General features: G+C 62.8%; 23 protein-coding genes and 1 pseudogene. 6 read left to right on the top strand and 18 right to left on the bottom strand.

Annotated features, from left to right (window positions below; genetic code table 11):
• Window positions 1–70: 70 nt before the first annotated feature.
• Window positions 71–520, bottom strand: a complete 450-nt coding sequence (locus ABH924_RS23490) for a hypothetical protein (protein ID WP_404502747.1) — start codon at window positions 518–520, stop codon at window positions 71–73.
• 196 nt (window positions 521–716) lie between these two features.
• Here ABH924_RS23490 and ABH924_RS23485 point away from each other — a divergent pair, with 196 nt between their 5' ends.
• Window positions 717–1,691, top strand: coding sequence for an aldo/keto reductase (locus ABH924_RS23485; protein ID WP_404502745.1), 975 nt, complete (start codon window positions 717–719; stop codon window positions 1,689–1,691).
• A gap of 874 nt (window positions 1,692–2,565) precedes the next feature.
• Here the strand turns inward: ABH924_RS23485 and ABH924_RS23480 are convergent.
• The 3 genes from ABH924_RS23480 to ABH924_RS23470 all read right to left on the bottom strand — a co-directional run bounded on the left by ABH924_RS23480 (window position 2,566) and on the right by ABH924_RS23470 (window position 5,478).
• Window positions 2,566–3,672 (bottom strand): ABC transporter substrate-binding protein, encoded by a 1,107-nt coding sequence (locus ABH924_RS23480; protein ID WP_404502743.1) that lies wholly within the window; start codon window positions 3,670–3,672, stop codon window positions 2,566–2,568.
• Between the two features lie 67 nt (window positions 3,673–3,739).
• Window positions 3,740–4,594 carry an ABC transporter permease gene (locus ABH924_RS23475; RefSeq protein ID WP_234751088.1) on the bottom strand — a complete coding sequence of 285 codons (855 nt, stop codon included), beginning with the start codon at window positions 4,592–4,594 and terminating at the stop codon, window positions 3,740–3,742.
• Window positions 4,595–4,620: 26 nt separating this feature from the next.
• Entirely contained in the window at window positions 4,621–5,478 is an 858-nt protein-coding gene (locus ABH924_RS23470) for an ABC transporter ATP-binding protein (RefSeq protein WP_234751087.1), read from the bottom strand.
• Window positions 5,479–5,809: 331 nt separating this feature from the next.
• Here ABH924_RS23470 and ABH924_RS23465 point away from each other — a divergent pair, with 331 nt between their 5' ends.
• Window positions 5,810–6,478 carry a response regulator gene (locus ABH924_RS23465; protein ID WP_404502740.1) on the top strand — a complete coding sequence of 223 codons (669 nt, stop codon included), beginning with the start codon at window positions 5,810–5,812 and terminating at the stop codon, window positions 6,476–6,478.
• Window positions 6,479–6,505: 27 nt separating this feature from the next.
• Here the strand turns inward: ABH924_RS23465 and ABH924_RS23460 are convergent, their stop codons facing one another.
• Complete coding sequence (locus ABH924_RS23460) at window positions 6,506–7,066, bottom strand: YceI family protein (protein ID WP_234751085.1); 561 nt, start codon at window positions 7,064–7,066, stop codon at window positions 6,506–6,508.
• Between the two features lie 137 nt (window positions 7,067–7,203).
• Between ABH924_RS23460 and ABH924_RS23455 the strand changes: the two genes are divergently transcribed.
• Window positions 7,204–8,538, top strand: coding sequence for a DUF2254 domain-containing protein (locus ABH924_RS23455; protein WP_404502738.1), 1,335 nt, complete (start codon window positions 7,204–7,206; stop codon window positions 8,536–8,538).
• Window positions 8,539–8,551: 13 nt separating this feature from the next.
• Here ABH924_RS23455 and ABH924_RS23450 read toward each other — a convergent pair whose 3' ends face one another.
• The 11 genes from ABH924_RS23450 to ABH924_RS23400 all read right to left on the bottom strand — a co-directional run bounded on the left by ABH924_RS23450 (window position 8,552) and on the right by ABH924_RS23400 (window position 17,772).
• Window positions 8,552–9,946 carry a hypothetical protein gene (locus ABH924_RS23450; protein ID WP_404502736.1) on the bottom strand — a complete coding sequence of 465 codons (1,395 nt, stop codon included), beginning with the start codon at window positions 9,944–9,946 and terminating at the stop codon, window positions 8,552–8,554.
• A gap of 103 nt (window positions 9,947–10,049) precedes the next feature.
• Window positions 10,050–10,466, bottom strand: coding sequence for an ester cyclase (locus ABH924_RS23445; RefSeq protein ID WP_404502734.1), 417 nt, complete (start codon window positions 10,464–10,466; stop codon window positions 10,050–10,052).
• 43 nt (window positions 10,467–10,509) lie between these two features.
• Window positions 10,510–11,289 carry a DUF2182 domain-containing protein gene (locus tag ABH924_RS23440; RefSeq protein ID WP_404502732.1) on the bottom strand — a complete coding sequence of 260 codons (780 nt, stop codon included), beginning with the start codon at window positions 11,287–11,289 and terminating at the stop codon, window positions 10,510–10,512.
• Window positions 11,290–11,533: 244 nt separating this feature from the next.
• Window positions 11,534–11,830 carry a hypothetical protein gene (locus tag ABH924_RS23435; protein ID WP_404502730.1) on the bottom strand — a complete coding sequence of 99 codons (297 nt, stop codon included), beginning with the start codon at window positions 11,828–11,830 and terminating at the stop codon, window positions 11,534–11,536.
• 15 nt (window positions 11,831–11,845) lie between these two features.
• A complete protein-coding gene (locus ABH924_RS23430; RefSeq protein WP_404502728.1) occupies window positions 11,846–12,073 on the bottom strand; it encodes a hypothetical protein in 228 nt (75 codons plus the stop codon).
• Window positions 12,074–12,087: 14 nt separating this feature from the next.
• Complete coding sequence (locus tag ABH924_RS23425; RefSeq protein WP_404502726.1) at window positions 12,088–12,420, bottom strand: hypothetical protein; 333 nt, start codon at window positions 12,418–12,420, stop codon at window positions 12,088–12,090.
• Between the two features lie 594 nt (window positions 12,421–13,014).
• Window positions 13,015–13,680, bottom strand: coding sequence for a LuxR C-terminal-related transcriptional regulator (locus ABH924_RS23420; protein WP_404502724.1), 666 nt, complete (start codon window positions 13,678–13,680; stop codon window positions 13,015–13,017).
• A 165-nt stretch (window positions 13,681–13,845) separates the two neighbouring features.
• Window positions 13,846–15,213: an MFS transporter gene (locus ABH924_RS23415; RefSeq protein WP_404502722.1), complete on the bottom strand. Its 1,368-nt coding sequence runs from the start codon at window positions 15,211–15,213 to the stop codon at window positions 13,846–13,848.
• A gap of 342 nt (window positions 15,214–15,555) precedes the next feature.
• Entirely contained in the window at window positions 15,556–16,470 is a 915-nt protein-coding gene (locus tag ABH924_RS23410; protein ID WP_404502720.1) for a hypothetical protein, read from the bottom strand.
• A 285-nt stretch (window positions 16,471–16,755) separates the two neighbouring features.
• On the bottom strand, window positions 16,756–17,112 hold the full coding sequence (locus ABH924_RS23405; protein WP_404502718.1) for a cupin domain-containing protein: 357 nt from the start codon (window positions 17,110–17,112) through the stop codon (window positions 16,756–16,758).
• Window positions 17,113–17,223: 111 nt separating this feature from the next.
• Window positions 17,224–17,772, bottom strand: coding sequence for a TetR/AcrR family transcriptional regulator (locus ABH924_RS23400; RefSeq protein ID WP_404502716.1), 549 nt, complete (start codon window positions 17,770–17,772; stop codon window positions 17,224–17,226).
• Window positions 17,773–17,887: 115 nt separating this feature from the next.
• Here ABH924_RS23400 and ABH924_RS23395 point away from each other — a divergent pair, with 115 nt between their 5' ends.
• The gene (locus ABH924_RS23395; RefSeq protein ID WP_404502714.1) at window positions 17,888–19,297 is read left to right on the top strand and encodes an MFS transporter; all 1,410 of its coding nucleotides are present in this window, start codon (window positions 17,888–17,890) and stop codon (window positions 19,295–19,297) included.
• 9 nt (window positions 19,298–19,306) lie between these two features.
• Here the strand turns inward: ABH924_RS23395 and ABH924_RS23390 are convergent, their stop codons facing one another.
• Both ABH924_RS23390 and ABH924_RS23385 read right to left on the bottom strand, forming a co-directional pair.
• The gene (locus ABH924_RS23390; protein ID WP_404502712.1) at window positions 19,307–19,810 is read right to left on the bottom strand and encodes a DUF664 domain-containing protein; all 504 of its coding nucleotides are present in this window, start codon (window positions 19,808–19,810) and stop codon (window positions 19,307–19,309) included.
• A gap of 9 nt (window positions 19,811–19,819) precedes the next feature.
• Window positions 19,820–20,158, bottom strand: coding sequence for a hypothetical protein (locus ABH924_RS23385; protein WP_404502711.1), 339 nt, complete (start codon window positions 20,156–20,158; stop codon window positions 19,820–19,822).
• A 132-nt stretch (window positions 20,159–20,290) separates the two neighbouring features.
• Here ABH924_RS23385 and ABH924_RS23380 point away from each other — a divergent pair, with 132 nt between their 5' ends.
• Both ABH924_RS23380 and ABH924_RS23375 read left to right on the top strand, forming a co-directional pair.
• On the top strand, window positions 20,291–20,611 hold the full coding sequence (locus ABH924_RS23380) for a hypothetical protein (RefSeq protein ID WP_404502709.1): 321 nt from the start codon (window positions 20,291–20,293) through the stop codon (window positions 20,609–20,611).
• A gap of 93 nt (window positions 20,612–20,704) precedes the next feature.
• A pseudogene (locus ABH924_RS23375) lies at window positions 20,705–21,198 on the top strand (hypothetical protein); the annotation flags it as partial.

The following is a 21,198-nucleotide window of genomic DNA, read 5'->3' as shown; positions in this document are numbered from 1 at the left end:
CGGGCCCTCCAGCACGCCCCCGATCAGCCGGACGCACCCACCCAGCAAAAATCAGGACCCAGACGACCGTTCAGACAACCGATGAAAAATCGAGGTTAGCGGGTTCATCCTGGGAGATGAATCCTTGAGATTGCAACCAGGCGGGCAAAGGCATACGGAGGCGATTCAGGAGCCTAACCACCGTGTCTTCGACAAAGACGTCGGCCGGTTCAGCGATATCCTCGGCGGCCATCATCGACAGCAAGTCTGAGGGGTCCACCTCTGTGCCGAGGACGATCGAAGCCCAGCGAGAAAACTGGGACGACTCAACAGTAAGATCGACCGGATCGCTGGCCGTTGGATCTTCGAAGTAGTCCCGCGGCTGGAATCCCAGATAGAAGCGACCCGCATCGACCCCGTCAAGCCGGTATTCCACAGTGGCAAAGCTGCTGTCGTGTACGGAAATCCGGAGTTGCCAGTCAGTGCGTTCGCCGCTCTTCCAAGCCCCTGACGCAAACACTGTTGTCTCGAAGTTACCCAACGTCTCCCCTTGAATGTCGACTACGAACACGGTACCCGGCGAACAGGGACTCGGTGGTCCGCGTCATCGCCGCCATTTGAACCCGCCCCAACGTTGTCCGCCCTCCCCCGACGTGCCTATAGTGGCCCTACCCGCACCCCTCTCTGAGCACCGTCCTGCCATCCAGCACGTTCTGCCACCTACAGGAGAGAACCCCATGGAAAACCGCACGCTTGGTACATTGACCGTTTCCGCCCTCGGCCTCGGCTGCATGGGCATGAGTGAGTTCTATGGCGAAGGGGACGACCGCGAATCCCTTGCCACCATCAACGCTTTCCTCGACGCCGGCGGCAGCCTGTTGGACACCGCCGACATGTACGGCCCCTTCACCAACGAAAAGCTCGTGGGCAAGGCCATCGCCGGCCGCCGCTCCGACGTCGTGCTGGCCACGAAGTTCGGAAACGAACGGCGCGACGACGGCTCCTTCCTGGGTGTCAACGGCAGGCCCGAATATGTTCGCTCCGCCTGCGACGCCAGCCTGCAACGCCTCGGCGTGGATCACATCGACCTGTACTACCAGCACCGGGTGGACAAGACCGTCCCCATCGAAGATACGGTCGGCGCCATGGCCGAACTGGTCCAGGCTGGAAAAGTCCGGCACCTGGGACTCTCCGAGGCCGCACCGGACACCATCCGCCGCGCCCACGCAGTGCATCCCATCACCGCTTTGCAGACTGAATACTCCCTCTGGGAACGGGAGCCCGAAACGAAGGTCTTCCCGGTCTTGGCCGAGCTAGGCATTGGGTTCGTTCCCTACAGTCCGCTCGGCCGCGGCTTCCTGACCGGGCAAATTCGCTCCGAGGAAGACTTCGCCGAGAATGATTTCCGCCGGCACTCCCCTAGGTTCCAAGGCGACAACTTCAAGCGCAACCTGGAACTCGTGGACCGGGTGAAGGAACTCGCCGATCAGAAGCAATGCACCCCGGGACAGCTGGCCCTCGCATGGCTGCTGGCACAGGGCGAGCACATCGTCCCGATCCCCGGCACCAAGAAGCGCGAACGCCTGGCAGAGAACCTGGGGGCCACCGCCGTCGTAGTCTCCGAAGAAGACCTGAAGCGCCTCGACGAGCTGGCCCCGGCAGGGTCGACTGCAGGAGCGCGCTACCCCAACATGGCCAGCATCGACACCTAGGTCCAACAGTCCCCGCGAAGGGTTGACCTTCCAAAGCGTCGTGGCCTACTTTAAACAGACCGCTCGTCCGGTTTTGGAATGCCCACCTTCCCGATGGAGATGAACATGCGCCTCGTAAGGAAATCGGTTCTGTTCCTAGCGGTGGTCCCATGACGAGCCATGAAAGCAGAGCCGGGGACAGGAGCACCTTCGGGCCTCTTCAACTGAAGAGCATCTGGAATGAGCATGAGCTAAGAAACTTCGACCTTATGGTCATACTGCAAGTTTCAGGGTCCGAACACATTGCGGATCGAGTAATCAGCGGTGAGTCAGTGTCCCCAGAGGATAAGTCGGCACTCGTAATAGCGAATGAAATAGCGGAACTAAAAGGCTACCTTCCCCTGTTTGACGTGACCGATGACAACGCACGTATCTCGGAGAATGCAGGATCGGAGCTAGAAAAGTTCTTCAGATCCGAGGAATGGCAAACGAGGGATCGAAGCAGTACGCGGCGGCTCTAGCTCCACGCCTCCACAGGTACCGGAAACAGAACAATGGGCCTGCGTGGAAGCATCGACGGCCGTTAGGGAGGTCTGCAAGATGACTGGTCGTGCTGTTGTATTTGCCGCAGTGGCTACGGGGTTACTTGTGTTCGTCGTTCCATACGTTGTCTCGATACTGTTCGGCGTTGCTCCCAACGGGACCGAGACGTTGATCGTCGTCATTCTGCTCTGGATCACTGTCTGGACGGTCAACAGAACAAGGTTCAAGCGCGATACCCAACCGAGATGATGATCGCCTGTCACCACAAACAAACAATCGGCCTGCGTGGATTACCACGCAGGCCGACCGTTTGGGAGCTGGCTATACAGGGGCTAGCTATAGAGAGATGGGATTAGCCGTCGTTGCCGGCAGGGGTGCTGGTGGCGGTGTAGCCCTCAAGCTTGAGAGCGGCCTGGGCGTACTTCTGGGTGAACGTGTCGGCGATGTTGACCTTGGAGGTGTCAACGCCGATCGTCTTCTCTTCGTCGAAGATCGTCTTGGGGCCACCTGCAGGCATGATGCCGTCCGGGAGGAACTGACCCTTGTCCTGGTTCAGCGCGGCGACGTACTGATCCTTGGAGATGGTGCTGTTCTGGACGAAGGTCTGGGGCAGCTTATCGGCGATGTCCTGCGCGGAGTGGGTGCTGATCCAGTGCATCGTGTCCACAAGGGCGTTGACGACCTTCTGGGCTGCGTCCTCGTGGGTCTTGACCCAGTCCGACTGGGCGAGAAGGCCGGCCGACGGCAGGGTGCCGCCAAGCGCTGCCTTGGCTCCGTCAGAGGTGGCGAGGTCGATCGCGGAAACGGCGAGGTTCTTGTTCTCAAGTGCGCCCACGGTCGGCTGGGTGGTCATGACGCAGTCAGCGGACCCGCGCTGGATCGCCGCGATTGCGGTTGCTCCGGCGCCGACGGCGATCGTGTGGTAATCGCTCTTCGCGAGGCCAGCCTTCGCAGCGATGAACTGGGTGAGCTCATCGGTTCCCGAGCCGAGGTCGGTGACGCCGACGGTCTTGCCCTTGAGGTCTGCGCCAGTTTTCACGTTCGCCTTGGGGCTGCACATGATGCGTTCGCCCGGGGCGCTCGAGAGCTGCACGAGGTTGATGACGTTCTTGCCCTTGGACTGGAAGTCAACAGTGTGGACATACCATGCACCGGCCATGTCCACCTGCCCGGATGCCATGGCGTCTTCGGCGCCAACGCCACCCTGGGACTCGGTGGAGAGCTCCACCTTGACGCCGTACTTCTGGTAGAAGCCGAGCTGCTCTGCGAGCTGGTACGGCAGGTAGATCTGCTTGTCGATGCCGCCGACCATCATCTTCACGGTGGGCATCGAGGCGGTGTCCGCGGAAGCACCGCCGCTTGCTGTGCCGTTGCTGCTTGCGGTGCTGGTGCCGCAGGCAGCGAGGCTCAGTGCGATCACTCCGGCAGCGCCGACGGCGTAGATCTTGTTCTTCATCATGGTTGTGCTTTTCCTTCTATTGTGAGGATTAGAGCGTTGGGTAAGTGGAAATGGGAGACGGCGAGCGTCAGATCGCCTGGGCTTCGGAACGGTTTGGTGGCCGCCACTTGAGCAGCGTGTGCTCTAGCAAGGCGATGAGGTATTCCGCGCCAAGCGTGATGACTGCGATGATCACCATGCAGGCGAAGACCGTGTTGGGATCGAAGGTCCCCTGTGCCTGGCTGATGATGAGGCCGATTCCCTGCTGGGCGCCGAGCACTTCAGCAACAAGCGCACCGATGATCGCAAAACCGAACGCCGTGTGGAGGCTTGCGATGATCCAGGTCATTGCCGAGGGAATTGTCACGTGGATCGCTACCTGAAGCGGCGATGCACCGAGGACGCGTACGTTTCCAACCAGGTTCTGATCCACTTCACGGACGCCCTGAAAGGCGTTGAAGAAGACTACGAAGAAGACCAGGACCGCTGCGAGCAGCACCTTCGGGAAGACGCCGAGGCCGAACGCCACGATGAAGATGGAACCAAGCACGATTCTGGGGATCGAGTTCACGATCCGGATGTACGGGCCGACCACTTCCGACAGGTACTTGTTCGAGCCAAGAAGGATTCCGAGCACGACGCCGACGAGCGTTCCGAGCATGAAGCCGTAGATCGCTTCCTGCATGGTGACCCAGAGGTTCTCCCAGATGGTGCCGAATGCCGTGCCCTTGGTGAAGAGATCTACCAGGCTGTTCCAGATTTCGGTCGGCTGGCCGAAGAAGAACTTATCCACCCAGCCCTCCGTCGTGAACCACTGCCAGCCACCGATCACGATGACCGCGAGGATGGCACGGCCGGCCCAAACCCACGTGGTGCGGCGGTTCATGGCACGCCGGGCGGAAACCTTAAGCTCACTCGCTTGCGCTTTCTCTTGCTCTTGCACGGGAGCACCTCTACTGGTTGTGGTTGTCATGCTGCTGCACCCGCTGATTGCTTGTAGGCGCGGGTGACTTCGTCCTTGAGGGACTCCCAGATCTGGCCCTGCAGCTCCAGGAATCGCTCCTCGTGCCGGATCTTCTGGACATCTCCACGCGGCCTGGGCAGATCGATGTCGAAGACATCCTTGATCGTGCCCGGGCTGCTGGTCATGATGACCACCTTGTCGGCGAGCGCCACTGCCTCGTCGAGGTCGTGCGTGATGAACAGGACAGAGGGGCGCAGTTCCTCCCAGAGCTGCAGCAACTCGTTCTGCATGATGGCCTTGGTCTGCACGTCGAGGGCGCCGAACGGCTCATCCATCAAGAGGATCCGCGGGTTGTTGATCAGCGCGGCCGCCATGGCGACGCGCTTGCGCATGCCGCCGGACAACTGGTGCGGATAGCGGTCCTCGAAGCCTGCCAGGCCCACGCGGCGCAGCCAGTCCCTTGCGAGCAAGGTGGCTTCCTTCTTGGGTGTCCCGAGCAGGACCGGGCCGATCAAGACGTTTCCGAGAACGGTCTTCCACGGGAAGAGCGCGTCCGCTTGGAACATGTAGCTGACGCCGTTGGTGATGCCGTCAACGAGCTGGTCGTGGACCCTCACCGAGCCGGCACTTGGCCGCTCCAGGCCGGAAACCTGGGCCAGGGTAGTGGACTTGCCGCAGCCCGTCGGTCCGACGATTGCGCAGAACTGGCCGGGTTCGACCCTGAGCGTCACATCGCGGATGGCAGTGAATGTCTCGTTCTTGGGAGTGAGGTAACGCTTGGTCAACCCGACGATGTCGATGCCCGCGGCGTCCTCAGCCCTCTCGGGGGCCCCGGGCGGCCGGTTGGGGTGGTTAGCATTCATAACGCTAAGACCTCTCTGTCTTTCCGTTCTTGTGACCGCCGATTACGAGACACCGCGTTGGGGTGCGTCAGGGAATCGAGACGGTCGGATGAGTTCGTTTATCCAGCGGCAGCTTGCGCTGTCACCCGGGTCCCTTCCTTGGGAGTCCGACGAATTCGTGATGTGGATCACTGAAACTATGTAAAGCTTAGGAAGGGATCATCCGGGCCAGAAGTCTTCAGTAAGTTGTGCGCCTTAGCCGCAAAAGTGCACGTTTTGTGCGTTTTCTGCCGTCGCTTCAACAACTGGGCAAATGCCCGCACCGTCGCGGACAAGGACAGGAGAGGAGACGTTGATTAAGACATTGGTGGTTGACGACGATTTCCGTGTCGCCGGAATCCACGCTGCCCGCGTGGCGAGGGTTGACGGTTTCGAATGCGTCGGTCAGGTGTACAGCGCCACAGCCGCTCGGGAGGCGATCGAGCGCCTCAACCCGGACTTGCTCTTGCTGGATGTACATCTTCCGGACGAAGACGGGATCTCGATGCTACGGTCCCTGCATGCGGCAGGAACCCAGGTTGATTGCATCATCATCACCGCGGCCCAGGACCTGGAAACAGTCAAGTCAGCGATGACGAGCGGCGCGGTCTACTACCTCGTCAAGCCCTTCAGCTTTGACCGGCTCCGCACGCAGTTGGAGGCGTACCGGATCTGGCGGCAGGAGCTGGATTCCGCTTCAACTGCCGACCAGGCAACCATTGACAACCTCTACAACGCGCGCTCGGCCGGGGTCAGGACCGCCGCCCCGGCACCGCGTCTGCAGCCCACCATGCAGAAAGCGCTCGACGCCGTCCGCGCCGCCGGGGGTCCCATCAGCGCTGCTGAGATCGCCGGACAGCTCGGTGTCAGCCGCCCGACGGCCCAACGCTACCTCAGCGTTCTGGAGCGCAAGGGCCTTCTCGTACTGGATCTTACGTATGGCAGCACCGGCCGCCCGCTCAACTCCTACACCGTGAGTTGAGTCGGGAGCGGCCGGGCTTCGTCTTAACTACTCGGCCGCGGGCTCGCCCTGCTTCACCAGGGCAGCCTCGAGGTTGATCTTCACCTTGTCGCTCACCAGGAAACCGCCGGTTTCCAAAGCTGCGTTCCAGGTCAGTCCGAAATCTTTTCGGCTGATCTCGGTTTCGGCAGAGAAGCCGGCGCGGGTCGCGCCGAAAGGATCAACCGCGACGCCGGTGAACTCAACTTCCAGCTCCACCGGCTTGGTGATTCCCCGGATGGTGAGGTCACCCGTGAGAGTGTAGTCCTCGCCGTCGCCCTCTACGCTCGTGGCGCGGAAGGTCATCTCCGGGAACTTCTCGACGTCGAAAAAGTCGGCGCCACGGACGTGGCCGTCACGGTTGGCATCGCCGGAGTCGAAGCTCGCGGTCTTGACGGTTGCATGGAGGGACGCGTCGGCCAGGGACTCGCGCACGCGGGCCTCGGCACTCGCCTCGGTGAAACGGCCGCGGATCTTGCTGATGCCGGCGTGCCGGACACTGAAGCCGATCTCGCTGTGGGACATGTCCAGCAACCAGGTGCCTGGAGTCAAACCTGTGGGAAGAGTCATTGTGGATCTCCTGTTTCGAAAGAACTTCGCTTGGATCGATCCCTTCCACCCTTGTTGAGCCCGAACTTGAAGTCAAGGACTCCAGCCGGGTCCACAGGGACTTGACTGGCGAGCACGCTCAGTCGAGAGTGACACTTGTGAGGCGTGATGCCGTTCGGGAGTATCTGGCGAGTGCCCTGTGGGCGATGCCGACGTGCGCCGTCGTCCTCGCAATCATCGCGGGTGCGGGGCTCTCCGCAGTGCAGCTCGACGCCGCGTCTCCCCTCGCCGTCCTCCTCTTCCAAGGGACATCCGACGACGCGCGGAACCTGCTCATCGGGATCGCCAGCACGATGGTCACGGTCATCGCCGTCGTCCTCGGACTCACCGTCGTGGCACTGCAGCTCGCGTCGACGCAGTTCAGCCCGCGGCTGCTCCGGAACTTCCTCCGCGACATCCCCAACCAGGTAACGCTCAGCGCCTTCGTGGCCACGTTCGCATACAGCACGGCGGGCCTCTACACCGTCGGCATCGCCGCCGGTCAGCGCACCCAGGAATATCCTCGCCTCGCTGTGAGCGGCGCACTCCTGCTGCTGTTCGTGAGCATGGTCATGCTCGTCTTCTTCGCCCACCATCTGTCCCATTCGATCCAGGTGGACCAAGTCATGAAGGGCGTCGAGAAGGCCACGCTCAAGGTGATCGAGCGGTCCTTCGTCCCGGGTGATCCCGGAATTCGCATGCCAAACCCGCCTCCCGGCGCCACCGCTTTGCTGGTTCCGCAGTCGGGATATATTCAAGCCTTCCATGTCGAGGCGTTCGTCGCGGTGCTCGCGAGCCGGGGCCTCACTGCCCGGATGGTGCCCATGATCGGCCGTCACGTCGTCGCGGGGTCCCCGCTCGCCTGGGTGTGGGACACCAGCGGCGCGGCCGCACGTCCTCTTGTGCCTGACGGCGGCACTGAACTACGCCGGGCGCTCGCCCAGAGCGTGCGGATCGGTTACGAGCGGACCCTTGAGCAGGACGTCGCCTTCGGGATCCGGCAACTCGCTGACGTCGCGTCAAAGGCTCTCTCGCCTGCCATCAACGACCCCTACACCGCGAACCAGGCGGTGGACCATCTCAGCTCGATCCTCGCGGCCCTCTCACTCCGGCAGCACGGACCGCAGGCCGTCGCGGACGCGCAGGGCACGGTAAGACTGCACGTACCGGCCCGCGATTTCGCCTATCTCATGGATCTGGCCCTCGGACAGGTGCGGCGGTACGGCGCGAACGAGCCTCGCGTCGTCAGGGCCCTGTTGCGCGCGTGCCGTGATCTCGTGTGGTTCGGCGACGCGGCCCACCACGCCGTCGTGCGGCAGTACGTCGAGATCCTCATGAGCGACGTGGCCCGGCTCGTGGCCCAGCCAGCCGATCGCGAACCCCTTCTCGCGGAGGCGGCGGCGGTACTCAAGGCGTTCGACGTCGTGGACGGCACGAGCGAGGCCGCCACCTAGCGCGGTGCGCGCGTCATACGACTTCTGCTTCCGCGGCTGCATTGCGGATGCCGCGGGGGCGTCCTGCTTTGGTCCAGGCCCGGTAGAGGAGGCCTGCGATGGCGAGGGCGGCGGCGAGGCTGACGATGGGGAACCCGCGGGAGAGGTTGGCAACGAGAGTGAAGGCCACAACGAGGGCTCCGGCGGTGTTGAGGACGAGGAACCCCGGTTGGCGTTCCTTGCGGGCCAAGAGTGCCATGGAGACCAGACCGCCGAGGAAGCTGAGGAAGACCGCGACGGCGTAAAACAGGACAAGCTCCTGGTCGTTGCCGCCGGCGATGGCGGTCACGCCTCCGGCCAGGACGATGAACACGGCAACGCCCCAATAGGGGGTGTGGTGGTGGTTGGTCAGGTCCAGGGCGGGAGGAAGGATGCCGACGGTCTCACCGTTGCGGTTGATGTGGCGTGCCAGAGCCTTGAGGAGGCCCGGTCCAGCCTGGAAGCCCGAGGAAGCCGCCGAGAGCAGCAGCAGGGCAGTCACGAGCTGGAACGCCGCGAACACGGGCGCCGGGGCAGCGAGCCGGGCGAGTTCGGCGATCTGCGTGCTGTCTTCCGGAGGGATGCCGACGTGCAGCTGCGCGGCCTCCAGGGCGAGGCCCAGCGTGATGGTGCCGACGATGGCGAGAGTCAGCCAGAGGGTGAGCTGCCCGAAACGGCGCTTCCCGTCATTGTCGAGCTGACCGAGCTGGGCAACCGCCGAGGTCGCCGCTTCCACGCCGGTGGCCATGGCCATGGCGACGGGGAACGCAAGCACCACGGCAAGGACCGGTGGACGCAGTGGATCGCCGGTGATCGTGCCGAGCGGTTTAGGTGTTGCGCCCAGACCGTAGAGAAGGACGACGACGGAAACGACGATGAAGGCCACAGTCATCGCCGCGAAAACCAGCCGGCCCAGGTGTCCGAACCAGGTCGCGGCACCGACAAGGACCACCAAGCCCAGCCCGAACCCCAACCGCCACGGGGCGAGGTCGGGGAAATAGGCGATCACCGCCGAGGACCCCGCCGAGACACTGATCGCGATCGTGAGCACGAAATCCACTACCAGCGCGCCGATCGGGATGAACGACCAGCCGTCTCCGAAGGCTTCACCCACCGCGGCGGGCGCCCCGCCGCCTCTCGGGTAGCGTGCGACGAGTTGGCGGTAGTTCACGATGACCAGCGCGACGATGGCCACCACCAAGACCATCGCAGGGACCAGCAAAGCCAGATCCCCGTTCAGGGCGCGCAGGGCCGCTTCAATCGCGTACGCGACGGAGGAGACAGGGTCGGCCATGACCGCGAAGGCAAACGCCAGCAACAGAGCGGTGCGGGAGCGCAAGCCGCTTCCCAGTCCACCTCCTCCAGTGGACGCTCCGCTCGGAATTTTCACGGGGATCTCCGGTTCTAGGACAGACTTATCGACCTGCCGACCAGACTTCCCGGCTCACCTGCGAATGCCTCCCGCCCGCAGCTAGGAGCGCGGGCGGGAGACGCTATTGCGGAATCGCACCGATCTGCTGCATGAGGCTCATTGTGTCAGTGGATCCCCAGTGCTCAGCCACCTTGCCGTCCTCGACGCGGATGATGTCGGTCCCGCCGAATTCGACGCTGTTGCCCGACGCCGGAACGCCTGCCATGTCCCCGCGGTGCGTCCCAGTCAGAATCACGTGGCACGCCTCCAAGTTTCCGTCAGTCAGCCACGGCTCCATCGTCTTGACCTTGATGTCCTGGAACGCCGCCCGGATGGCGGTGACGAAGAACCGAACGCCTTCCTTCCCAGGCGGTTGCCCGGGGAGAGCCTCTTCGTGATCGACCAGGTCGTCCGCCGCCAGCTCATCAATCAGATCGAGATTTCCACCCTCAATGATCTCTTTGTAAAAACGCCCGATCAGTCCAGTACCATCAGTCATTTCCGACTCCTTTATGAGTGAGACCGTCCCATTTCCCCCGCACCTACATCCCGACTCCAGGCGCCATCCCGGGCGTAAAGGCGATCGCCACGGCGATCAGGGCGAGCGCGACGGCGACCGATCGGTTAGCGAGCCGCCTCCACGGGAGCATCTTCTCCAAGGCAATGAACGCCCCCACCACAGCCATCCAGCCGACGCTCATCACGCCGAGCGCGAAGAGTGCCACCATCAGAGCCCAGCAGCAGGCAACGCACCACGCGCCGTGCTCGAGTCCGAGACGCAGAGCACCAAAAGGTCCGTAGCGGATGCGGCGCAAAATGAAGTCCATCGGCGTCCGGCATTTCATCAGGGAGACGTTTTTGGCTGGCGTGAGCTGGTAGACGGCCGCCACAATAATCACTCCGGCTGCCAAGTAGCGACCGCCCGGATCGGAGGAAAACAAACCGGGGATGACAGACGCGACTATTGCGTAGAGCGCATAGGCAGCGAGGCCGAAGATCGTCCAGGAGATCAGGTAGCCCGCTACGAACACGGTTGTGGACCCCGGCGGGGCATAGCGTCCGGTCTCCCGGCGGTGGTGGGTGATCCGGCCGTAAGCGACCACCATGGGCGCCACGGACGGAAACATCATCGCCGCCAGCATCACTACCCAGGTGGTGAGGAAGAATCCCAGCGGTCCCGGATCCGTCCAACGCCCCATGTCCATCCCCGCCGTTTGCACGGCAGAAACGATCCAGCTCACGGCCGCGAGGACGAGCAGAACCGCAACCAGACCGGCCTCGCGTGGATCCATCCTGAACGCTGTGGCACGCATGGCTTTCATGACATTTCCCAAGACATTGAGGACTCTCCTCGCTAGCACAATCGACTAGCGGAGCTCCCCCCAAAGGCAGCGCCGAAATCACTTGGAACGAGACCACGAACCTCGATACGGCCGACGATATTCCGGCCTCATGAGGGTGTCAACAAGCTCTGCCAAACTAAAAGGCGAGCCTCCCAAAAAGCACTTCGGGGCACCCAGCTGCTCAATAAAGCCACAGGTCAGGGCTGGCATACGTCCGCGCTCGTCACTTCCCCGTGGCCGGGACCACGCCCCCCGTTTCGAGGCGGACCGGGCAGCCGAGCCGCGCTTCGTAGGCCGCAGCCAGGGCACTGCTGTCTGCGCCCTCTGAAACCGTAACCACCACATGGGATCCATCATTGGCCATCCCTACGACCCGGACTCTTGCATCTTCTGTCAAAAGGGTTCCCGCCCGGTCCATGACAGTTCCCGGAACGCACGCTGCTGAACGGATCGAGATGTCAACGCCGGGGAGTTGGTCGCGCAAGAGTGCGATGCGGTCGTTCTCCGGGCCGTGCCACATGATGACGAGCTTCCCCTACTCAAGGGCGACCGACCCGAAGTTGGGGTCGCCGCTCAACTCCTTGGTGATGAGACTTGCCGCTGACGACAGCGCCCCGTCTTGCGGTGCCGCTTCGGTAATCTGGACCGGATCGGTAACTCTTACCGGGCCGGCATAATGTTGGACGCCTCCGTCGCAGGCAGTCAACGCCGCTCCGGAGAGAAGCATCGCAGAGGCTACGCCGGCGGTGCTTCTCCAACGCATAACAACCCCCAAAGCTACAGCGCCCTCACGAACGATCGAACAAGGAGATCGTCGGAACTGTAGCTGCCTGCCCACGATGCGAAACCTTCGTTGACCGCCAGCATGTACAGGCTGACGCGGAAGGTACCTTCGTAAGTGCCGTTGAGTCCGGACGAAATATGAGGATAGAAGTCCTGTTGCTCTTCAAAGCTGGCAAAGATTCCTTCCAGAAGCGCCTGGCGGTCGGGACTAAGGAACCACTCCGACGGAGCATCAGGATTCGCCTCTGCGTATCTTGGGTCGGCTTCCTCCCACGAGTCCAGCCATTGCGCAGGGGCATCGAGCACAGCGTCAACTTCGATGCTCATCCCCCTTAAAGTGCCACGAATTGTGTGCCAGGAACCCTCTAGGTTGCCAAGCCGCGGCGCACCAGTTTCAGGGCCTGTGACCCTGATTCGGCTTGTCGTTGTATCCATTTGAGCTTGCTCGTGCAAACCGATCCGCGGTTCATCAGGGTGCATTCTCGGCCGTATATAAGCATGTCCGTCGGCTCCCGTGAACAGGCGACCGCGCACTTCGACCAAGCTTCCGTCTTGGACAGGAAGTAGAAGCTGACCGCCGCTTGTGGCTCTATTTCTCATAGCACGGAGCGACCTCTACTTCGGAGGATGTACGGAATCAGGAAGGTAAACCCAGGGCGACCAGCGACCGGCATTGAAGGTGCCAGGACGATAACGGATCCGCGAAAGGTAAGCCGAAACTTGTTCGTCAACAGTATTTGCAATCAATATAAAGGTCAATAGCTGGCGGAAGACTTTAATGTTAAGGTCAAAACCAGAATTGATTGATGCATCCGTGCAGGCTTCGATACTACTCAATTCCGACTTTGGCACCACTCAATTTGAGGTCTTTGCATACTCAATTTCGAGTATTCACCACTCACTCACCGTGGCGGCGTCCAATTATCCGTCAATTGTTTGGGAGTTCCGAGCGTGCTCATAAAGGGACTGGCGCGTGGTGGTTCCGGTCTTGCCACGGGCCCTGGAGATGTGGTTTTCCACGGTCCGGGGGCTGATCCCCAGGAGGGCAGCGATTTCGGGGGTGCGTTGGCTGCCGGCCAGGATGGCGATTTCTCTTTCCCGGGCGGTCAGGCCCTGGGGGTGATTTCCGGTGTCGAGGGTCAGTTGTACCCCTTGTGGCGGGAAACGGTTTTCGAAAGCCGAGATGATCTGATGCAGGGTCTTGGCCAAACCACGGTGTCGTTTGTGGAGAAAGCGCCTTAATGTGCTTTTCAGGAGCCTGGTGATCGCGGGAAGGTCGGAGTCGGCTTCGTATTGGTCCAGGAGAATCTTCAGCAGTTGGTGGTCCCGGTCACGGACGGCACCGCCTCCGGATTTCATGAGCACGGCGGTGGTCAAATCCACCTCCGGCGGCGACCCAAGCGTCTGAGCCAGGAGTTTGTTGACCTGATCGTAATCAAGAGGACCGAGGCGTATCGTTGCCTCCGGCCATCGGGCAGGCGTGAACACGGAAGCCCCTGAGCCCAGGGGTGCGCCGTCCATCGTCACCACCAGCGGCCGCTGAGTCCGCCTCTGGACAATGTCAACGACCGCGGCTGATTCGAACACTTCCGAACTCCTAACGCAGACACCCCAGGTCTGAAGTGTGAGCTTAGCCGCCCTTCAAATCTGAGGAGGGCGCCCCGAAGCGCTAGCCTGACAACACATCCGACGCTACGGCCAAAAATGATCATTGAGTGGGAATTGCACTGAAAATGAGTGGTGAAGGTGGACCTAAGCCACGACACCCGGCTTCCGCCAAGCCAGCGCCAACACAAACACCACCGCGCTCAGCCCCAGCATCACCAACACCATGAGCCCCCAGTTCACTTGGTTGACACCGGGCCGGTACAGCACACCAATGAGAACCGTCGCCGTGATGGCCCCGAGGTATCTGCACGTCTGAAAAATCCCGGCGGCCACTCCCCTATCTTCCGGCCGCGCTGACACGTACAAGCCCTGGTTCGATGCGGTACTGACCACGCCATACGGGACACCCATAAGCGCCGTCAGCAGCAGCACGAGCGGCGGCCAGAAGGACAGTGTCAGCGCCCCAAGCGCGCCGGAAGCCAGAGCCAAAAGCAAGACCCCGACGATCATCACGGACCGCACGCCGAACCGCTCAATGAACCGCACCGTCACCGGCGTCATTAAAACCGACATGGCAGCAAGGGGAAGCATCAGCAGGCCGACCACGCCGGCGTCGTACTTTCCCGCCTGCTGCAGCAACTGCGGAAGCCCAAAGAAGGCAAAATAATAGACCGCGCTGAACACCGCGAAACCCAAGTACAACAGCAGCAGCGGCCGGTTCCGGCCGAGCAGCCGCAAGTCCAGGAACGGTGGACTGAACCGGAACTCGCGCCATGCGAATAGCCCGGCCAGGACGACAGCGACGGCGATGAACCACCAGCGGTAGGCCGGCATGACGTTGAGCAGCGCCATCATCGCCAGCGTCAGCGAAGCGATGAACGCCAGGATGCCCGGAATGTCGGAATCGCGCAGGAGGGCTGAGAGCTTGCCGCTTTCGCGTCCGACGTCGGGCGGTGCCACCCGCTGCACCACAATCAGGGCCAGAAGCGAGATCGGCACGTTGATCGCGAACAGCGCCTGCCAGCCGACCAGGCTCACCAGAAGGCCGCCGACGACGGGCCCCACCGCAGCGGCCGAGGTGTTCGCCATCTGGATGCGCCCCAGGGGTCGGGTGGAGCTAATGTTGGCCTGCCGGCTGAGCGTCGAGACCATGACGACGGCGCACGGGTACGCCGTCGCGGTCCCCACAGCCATGAGCGCGCGGGCCACGCAGACCAGTGCGAAGTTCGGCGAGAACGGCGCCAGCGCGCAGGCAATGGCGACCACCGCCATGCCGAAGGTGAACAATCTCCGCGGACCGAAACGGTCCGCCAGCCGGCCCATGAGCGGCTGGCCAGCGGCCGAGGCGAGGTAGAAGGACGTGATCACCCAGGTGACCGTGGCGACGTCGAGCGCAAAGTCCTGGCGCAGAACCACGAGCGCGACCGCGATCATCGATGAGTTCAGCGGATTCAGCGCCGTCCCGAGACTCAGTGCAGCGATCGCTAGGCCGGGGCGGGGTTTGTTGGTCACGTCCCTAAGTCTGGTCCATCGTTGCCTGAGGTCACGAAACGACGCGTCACGAACCTCTGCAGGGAACCGTCAGGGCCGCCGCGTTAGTGCCCGCCGCCGAACGCCGCCGGAAGGACAAGGAGAAGGAAGACAAGAAGCCCCAATGCGGAAGCGATCGTGTCGACCCAGCCAAGGACCTTCCCCAAGGTTGCCGAATGGTGCAGGGCTTCGGCCTTCCTTGCATTGGAAATCGCCAGGGGGCCGAAGACGATGCCCAGGAAAAAGAACCCGATGAAGCCAAAGATTGTCGACTTTTCCTTGAACTTGCTCCCCTGAAGCCCGGGAACCTCAGCGAGGAGCCCGTCAGTTCTGCGGTATCGACAGCACCGGCTTCCGCTTCCCGGTGGCGTCGGTAGTCAGCGTCGGGACTGGGGGCTTCGGTGGGGCCACTACCGGAGCAGGTGCCGGCGGTGGTGGCGGTGCGGGCGGAAGGCAGGAGTAGTTGTAGTCGAAGTCCGTGGTGAATTGGGTGAGTACAACCACACCGCCCGCGGTAAGTGGCGGGGCCGAGCAGAGTTCCACTGCGGTCTCCGGTGACGTTGCTCCGGCAAGCCAACTCTTAAGCCCGTTCAGATTGCTGTCGGGATGAAGCTGACCGGCGATGAGTCCGAACTGGTACGACGTTGAATAAATGCCAACCGGGGCGCCGATGCTTTGAAGAAATGCGGCCATTCCCTCAATGTCGGCGGCGTTGGCCACAGTGTCCGAAGACCACGCATTCCCGGTCTCCACGTCCAGCCACCACAGGCGCTTGGCGGGATCGGGCACCCCGTACCGGGTGACGGCGTCGAAGGCCATTCCGTAACCATAGAGGTAGGCGCACGCCGCCGAAGCTGACCCGTCGCAGCTACCATAAGGGTTGCGACCGCTCAGGCCCACCTCCGCATCGGATCCGGGCCACCACCCGCCATACCCCGCGGGATTGGCGGTGTTGACGTACACGGCGGCTGCGGGTTGGCTTGTCCCGCCCACCGAGCCGCTGGCCCAGCCCAGCTGCTCGGCGAAACAGGGATTCGGGGTGCCCGGACGGCCGCCGTTCACGCCGACGATCGCGAACGCTTGGCCGGAAGGAAGTCCGCCACCGCATTGGGGCCAGGAAATGTCGCTGCCCAAGGCAATGCCCGAAGCCTCCATGGGTGCGGCATTCGCCGGGGAGGTTGGTGTGGCTGTCCAAGCAAACAAAAGGCAAGCGACGGCCATGATTTTTGCAGTTTTCACGATGTGCGTCCTTGGCATGGTTCAGGGCCCTGCCGGGGGTTGGTACTGCCGCACATTGCATCCCAAAAGCAATGGCAGTGAGCCATCTTCGGCTCACTACGGATCCTACGGACGGGCTTCTGGGCAGCCTTGAGTGATCCCTACTGGACTTGGTTAACGACTTTGCGAGTAAGTGGCGTATTGCACTTGGAGTACAGCCCAGATGCTGGAGTACTCAGCGCCGCGCTAGGCAAGAGAAAAGTTCAGGGAGGATGGCGCCACGGCGCAAGTTACCCGCCGAGGCGGTCAAGGCGTCTCACGCCTCGGGCTCTTGTTGGATTTCGCCACGGTGAACAGGAATGTCGAATCTTCCTCCGCTTCCAGACTATGCAGGCCGTCCGGAACGATCAGCAGATCTCCTGGATTGCCTTCCCACGAGTTCTCGCCGGACCGCAGGCGGAGGCAACCTTGCAGGACAAAGACGGTGGCGTCGCCCGGGTTCTGATGATCACTCAAGCGTGTGCCGGCCTTGAGAGCCATGACAGTCTGCCGGAGCACTTTCTCATGCCCTCCGTACACAGTGTCAGCGGCCCTACCATTGCTGGCTGCAACGGCCGCGGCCAGCTGCTGGCGAGCCAAGGCTTCGATCGAAATTTTCTGCATGAGCCAACCGTACCCACAATCGGCCCGCCCGAGGATGGGTAATCCGCCGATTCGGTCCCCGCCGACGGCCGCTCTGCAACCCGCCCTATGCCTGCACTCTCTAAACCTTCGTCAGGAAGCGATAAGTCCGTCAGCGACGACCGCGAGCATCGATGCTGCTGCATCGGCGGGAAGATCACTGTTATCTACAACTGCAGCCACGCCTCCGACGAGCCGGCTGATCTGCATTGCATCGACTCCAGGCCGCAAGGCGGAGTCCAACGCTTCGATGACGCGCCGATTGGCGCCGAGGTAGGTCTGGCACTTTGCTGCAAATGGTGAACCCGCGTCGCCCAGCGCTGCGGTAATCCGCGCAGCCGCACCCTTGTGTTCGGTCAGCATCGACGCATAGTCGGTCAGCCAATTCAGCAACCGCTCCCGCGCAGGGGCGTCGAGGGTGAGGGCCCGGTCGACCGCGGTGTTGACCTTCTCTGCCCACGCCTCGAGGACCGCGTCGTACAGCGACTCTTTGGTCGGGAAGTGCCGGTAGAGCGTGCCTGGTCCCACCTCGGCCGCCTTGGCGACTTCGTCCATCGAAACGGCTTCGAAGCCTTTGACACGGAAGAGCGCACGTGCAACCTCCACGATCCGATCGCGGTTGCGTTGAGCGTCAGCGCGCACAGAAACACCTTTCGATTCACCATTGCAAAACGGAGAGTGTCTCCGTATAGTTCTAAGCGGAGTAACTCTCCTCTTAGTGTACGTCAGCCCCTTCGGCTAGAACAGGACACCTCCCATGACACCCACAATCGCCACTCGCGCTCCGGCAGGGATCGCAAGATCCGGCAGCCGCGCCGGCAGCATTGGCCTCTGGCTGGTCATGCTGGCCCAACTCATGCTTGTCCTCGACGCGACCGTCGTGAACGTCGCGCTCCCCCACATCGCCACCGACCTCCACTTCGACCGGGCCGAGCTCAGCTGGGTCCTGAACGGCTACGCCGTCGCCTTCGGCGGCCTCCTGCTGCTCGGCGGACGGATCGGAGACGTCGTCGGCCGCCGTCGCACCTTCCTTGTGGGCGTCGCGGCCTTCACGCTCTTCTCGCTGCTTGGCGGCCTGGCCACCTCGCCCCTCCTCCTCGTCATCGCACGCGCACTCCAGGGCCTCGGCGCCGCCTTCGCCGCGCCGAGCGTGCTCGCGCTGATCACCACCAGCGCAAAGGACGACGGCGCGCGGAACCGGGCGCTCGCCCTGTTCTCCGCCATTGCCTCAATGGGTGGCGCGCTTGGGCTCATCCTCGGCGGGCTCCTCACCGACACCACCAGCTGGCGGTGGACCTTGTTCATCAACGTGCCGATCGGCGTCGTGGTCCTCATTACGGTGCCGCGCCTCGTCGCGGAAACTCCCCGGCGGCCCGGCCGCTTCGACATCCTCGGAGCGGTGACCGCCACGGGCGGCGCCGTCGCCATCGTGTGGGGTCTCATTCAAGCGGGCGACGTCGGCTGGTCCAGCCCGCGCACGATCGGCGGGCTGGTAGTCGGTGCCGCGCTCATTGCAGTTCTCGCCGTCACCGAACGGAGGGTGGCCCATCCGCTGCTCCGTCCGCAACTGCTGCGCAGCCCGAGCCGCGTGGCTGCGCTGGCAGCGATGGCGGCCACCTACGGCGGGATGCTGGCGATGTTCTTCCTCATGGTCCAGTACCTCGAAGACGATCTGCACCTCACGCCAATGGTGACCGGGCTGGCGTTCCTGCCGATGCCGCTTAGCATCTTCGCGATGTCGCGGATCGTCCCGAGGCTACTCGAGCGCTTCGGGGCCGTCCGGCTGGTCATCTTCGGCACCGCCCTTCGTGTCGTTGCCTTCTTGCCGCTGACGCAACTGAACACGGACACCCCGTTCGCCCTCGTTTTGCTTGCACTTCTGGGCACTGGAATCTCCGCCGGCATGACGTTCATGCCGCTCACGACGCTCGCGCTACGCAACGTCGAGCCCGAGCACGCCGGATCCGCCTCCGGACTTTTCCAGACAATGCAGCAGCTGGGCGGCGCCGTCGGACTGGCCATCGTGGCTTCGATCTACGCGGCCTTCGCTATCCCCGGCGATTTCCTGACCGGCGGACGGGCCGGGTTCTGGTCGGCAACCATCCTCTCCGCACTCGCGCTGGCAGCCGTCCTGGGGTTGGTCTTCAAACCCCGGAAGACTGTATGACCGGTGCGCTCACAGGCCGCCTAAGCCCTTGGCGTAGGCGGCCTGCCCCACGTGCTGAAGGCAATCGGCAATAGTGCTGACCAAGCGCACGCCGAGAGTGACGGGCGGATCCCAGCGGGTGTCGACGATGCGATCAAGGTCCTCGTCGCCGAGAGTTTTCAGGAACGCTACGGTCTGCCGGTGGACGGCGTCGTAGTATTCAAGCAGCAGCTCCGGCGGGGCCTGAACCGCGTCGACTTTATCGCTCGAGTGGCCGTAGCCGGTGTCGCGTTCGGGCAGCGGCAGCTTGAAGCGGCCGGCAAACTCCTGCGAAGTCCACACCTGCTCGACGCCGGCGGCGGAGGCGAGCTGCAGGTCCTCCACTCGGCTGAGGTTCCAGATCAACCACGCAATCGAGTTTCCAGTGCTGGCGGGCCGACGGACCAGGGACTCGTCGTCGACCCCCGCAAGAGTGGCGGCCACTATGTCACGGATCCGGCCAAAGGCATCCAGGAGCAGTTCGTTGGATTTCATCGCGTCCCTTCACTGAGTTCTTCGCTGAGACCTCACGAAGTCCCAGGCCTCACGTGCCAGGGCAAGCCATGACTCCTCATCTTCGGCAGTGACCTTGAACCACTCCCTCATCGCACGACCCTTTCCGGCGTCAAACGGCGCTCCAACTCCGGTTCCGATCAGCGTCTCGACCCGCTGGTGTGGCAGCTTCACAACAAGCCTGCCCCCGGAAATCATCGCAAAAATCGAGCCGTGTACCTTCAGCGCGTTCGAACCGAATCCGCGCTCCCCCGGCTCTCCCGGCACGCTCACACCAGGGCTGGTCCTGAATGCATCGACCAGCGCGTTAAAACGCTCCTCAGGCAGCATGGGAACATCTTCCCGCCCCGGAGTTCGGGGAACAACCGGTAACCGTTAGCAAAGTCGCCGGGGTCAAACATCCGGCGGATCGGCAGGCATAAACTACAAGCAGAACGTCTCTTCCGACGCCGGGGAGCTCAAATGGACACTGAATTCGCTGATGTCATCGGTCATGATGTCACGACGATCACTTGCCTGTGCGGAAACACCGTCAGCAAAGAGGGATTGATTCAGGCCAATTCACAAGGCGTCCCGGTGTACAGCGGAGCAAACGAGCCGGTCCCCGCCGGGCTGGCCCCGTGGCCCGACGATGAGGACCTCTACACCTTGTGTCCGTCATGCGGCCGCGTTTACCACGACACCGTCATTGAAGAGACGGGAACCGCACCCGTTGCCTTCCAGATCGACGTCACCGGCCCGATCGCTGAGGCGATCCGGGTTCATTGGGACCTCAGCACCTGATTTTTGAGACCTGTTTTCCTTGTTTCGCTTTTCGCGACGTCGATTGGCAGCGCGGGGGCTAAAAATGTCAGACCCCCGTGACAGGGTTTATTCATGGAAGGCATCGGTCAACTCGTGGCACCTCGGGCAGCCCCGCCCGAGGTCGGGATCGCGTCCTTGGGACGTCTGTCCCGCCGCCTCAAGCCCGTTCCTGCCTGGCATGCCGGGCAGCAAAGCCCGGCCGCCGTGCCGTCGCCCGCACCTGACCTTGATCAGGCACTTGCAGCGATGGAAGCGCTGCGCTCAACCGCTCTCTCCGACGCCCGCTCGTTTGCTTTCCCCGACGCCGCGGATTTCGCCGGCAAGGTCGAGGAAATCTCGCGGACGGTGGAGTTCTTGCAGCTCGTCGCAGCCGGGGCCGTGGAGCGGACCCGGCACGAAGCCCAGGCGGCACGGCAGGCATCCCCGGCACAGGGGTGGAGGACCGGCTGGACCGAACCCACCGCAGCCGATACCGCAGCCGATACCGCAGCCGCACCGGTCGCGGGAACTGAAGCCGATACTGCTGCCGCGGCCGGCCCGGAAGGCTCTGCCGCCGGCCTTGCGGC

Origin of the sequence: Arthrobacter sp. GAS37, assembly GCF_044908325.1 — a bacterium.
Classification (GTDB): domain Bacteria; phylum Actinomycetota; class Actinomycetes; order Actinomycetales; family Micrococcaceae; genus Arthrobacter; species Arthrobacter ramosus.
Note: the sequence above shows the minus strand (reverse complement) of the source record. Positions and strands in the feature narration are given on the sequence as shown.

What these genes read in the sequence shown, in the direction of transcription:
- ABH924_RS23485 (WP_404502745.1), top strand. Translation starts at nt 717, where the DNA reads ATGGAAAACCGCACGCTTGGTACATTGACCGTTTCCGCCCTCGGCCTC.
- ABH924_RS23480 (WP_404502743.1), bottom strand. Translation starts at nt 3,672, where the DNA reads ATGATGAAGAACAAGATCTACGCCGTCGGCGCTGCCGGAGTGATCGCA.
- ABH924_RS23470 (WP_234751087.1), bottom strand. Translation starts at nt 5,478, where the DNA reads ATGAATGCTAACCACCCCAACCGGCCGCCCGGGGCCCCCGAGAGGGCT.
- ABH924_RS23460 (WP_234751085.1), bottom strand. Translation starts at nt 7,066, where the DNA reads ATGACTCTTCCCACAGGTTTGACTCCAGGCACCTGGTTGCTGGACATG.
- ABH924_RS23445 (WP_404502734.1), bottom strand. Translation starts at nt 10,466, where the DNA reads ATGACTGATGGTACTGGACTGATCGGGCGTTTTTACAAAGAGATCATT.
- ABH924_RS23440 (WP_404502732.1), bottom strand. Translation starts at nt 11,289, where the DNA reads ATGAAAGCCATGCGTGCCACAGCGTTCAGGATGGATCCACGCGAGGCC.
- ABH924_RS23435 (WP_404502730.1), bottom strand. Translation starts at nt 11,830, where the DNA reads ATGTGGCACGGCCCGGAGAACGACCGCATCGCACTCTTGCGCGACCAA.
- ABH924_RS23430 (WP_404502728.1), bottom strand. Translation starts at nt 12,073, where the DNA reads ATGCGTTGGAGAAGCACCGCCGGCGTAGCCTCTGCGATGCTTCTCTCC.
- ABH924_RS23425 (WP_404502726.1), bottom strand. Translation starts at nt 12,420, where the DNA reads ATGAGCATCGAAGTTGACGCTGTGCTCGATGCCCCTGCGCAATGGCTG.
- ABH924_RS23405 (WP_404502718.1), bottom strand. Translation starts at nt 17,112, where the DNA reads ATGCAGAAAATTTCGATCGAAGCCTTGGCTCGCCAGCAGCTGGCCGCG.
- ABH924_RS23395 (WP_404502714.1), top strand. Translation starts at nt 17,888, where the DNA reads ATGACACCCACAATCGCCACTCGCGCTCCGGCAGGGATCGCAAGATCC.
- ABH924_RS23390 (WP_404502712.1), bottom strand. Translation starts at nt 19,810, where the DNA reads ATGAAATCCAACGAACTGCTCCTGGATGCCTTTGGCCGGATCCGTGAC.
- ABH924_RS23385 (WP_404502711.1), bottom strand. Translation starts at nt 20,158, where the DNA reads ATGCTGCCTGAGGAGCGTTTTAACGCGCTGGTCGATGCATTCAGGACC.
- ABH924_RS23380 (WP_404502709.1), top strand. Translation starts at nt 20,291, where the DNA reads ATGGACACTGAATTCGCTGATGTCATCGGTCATGATGTCACGACGATC.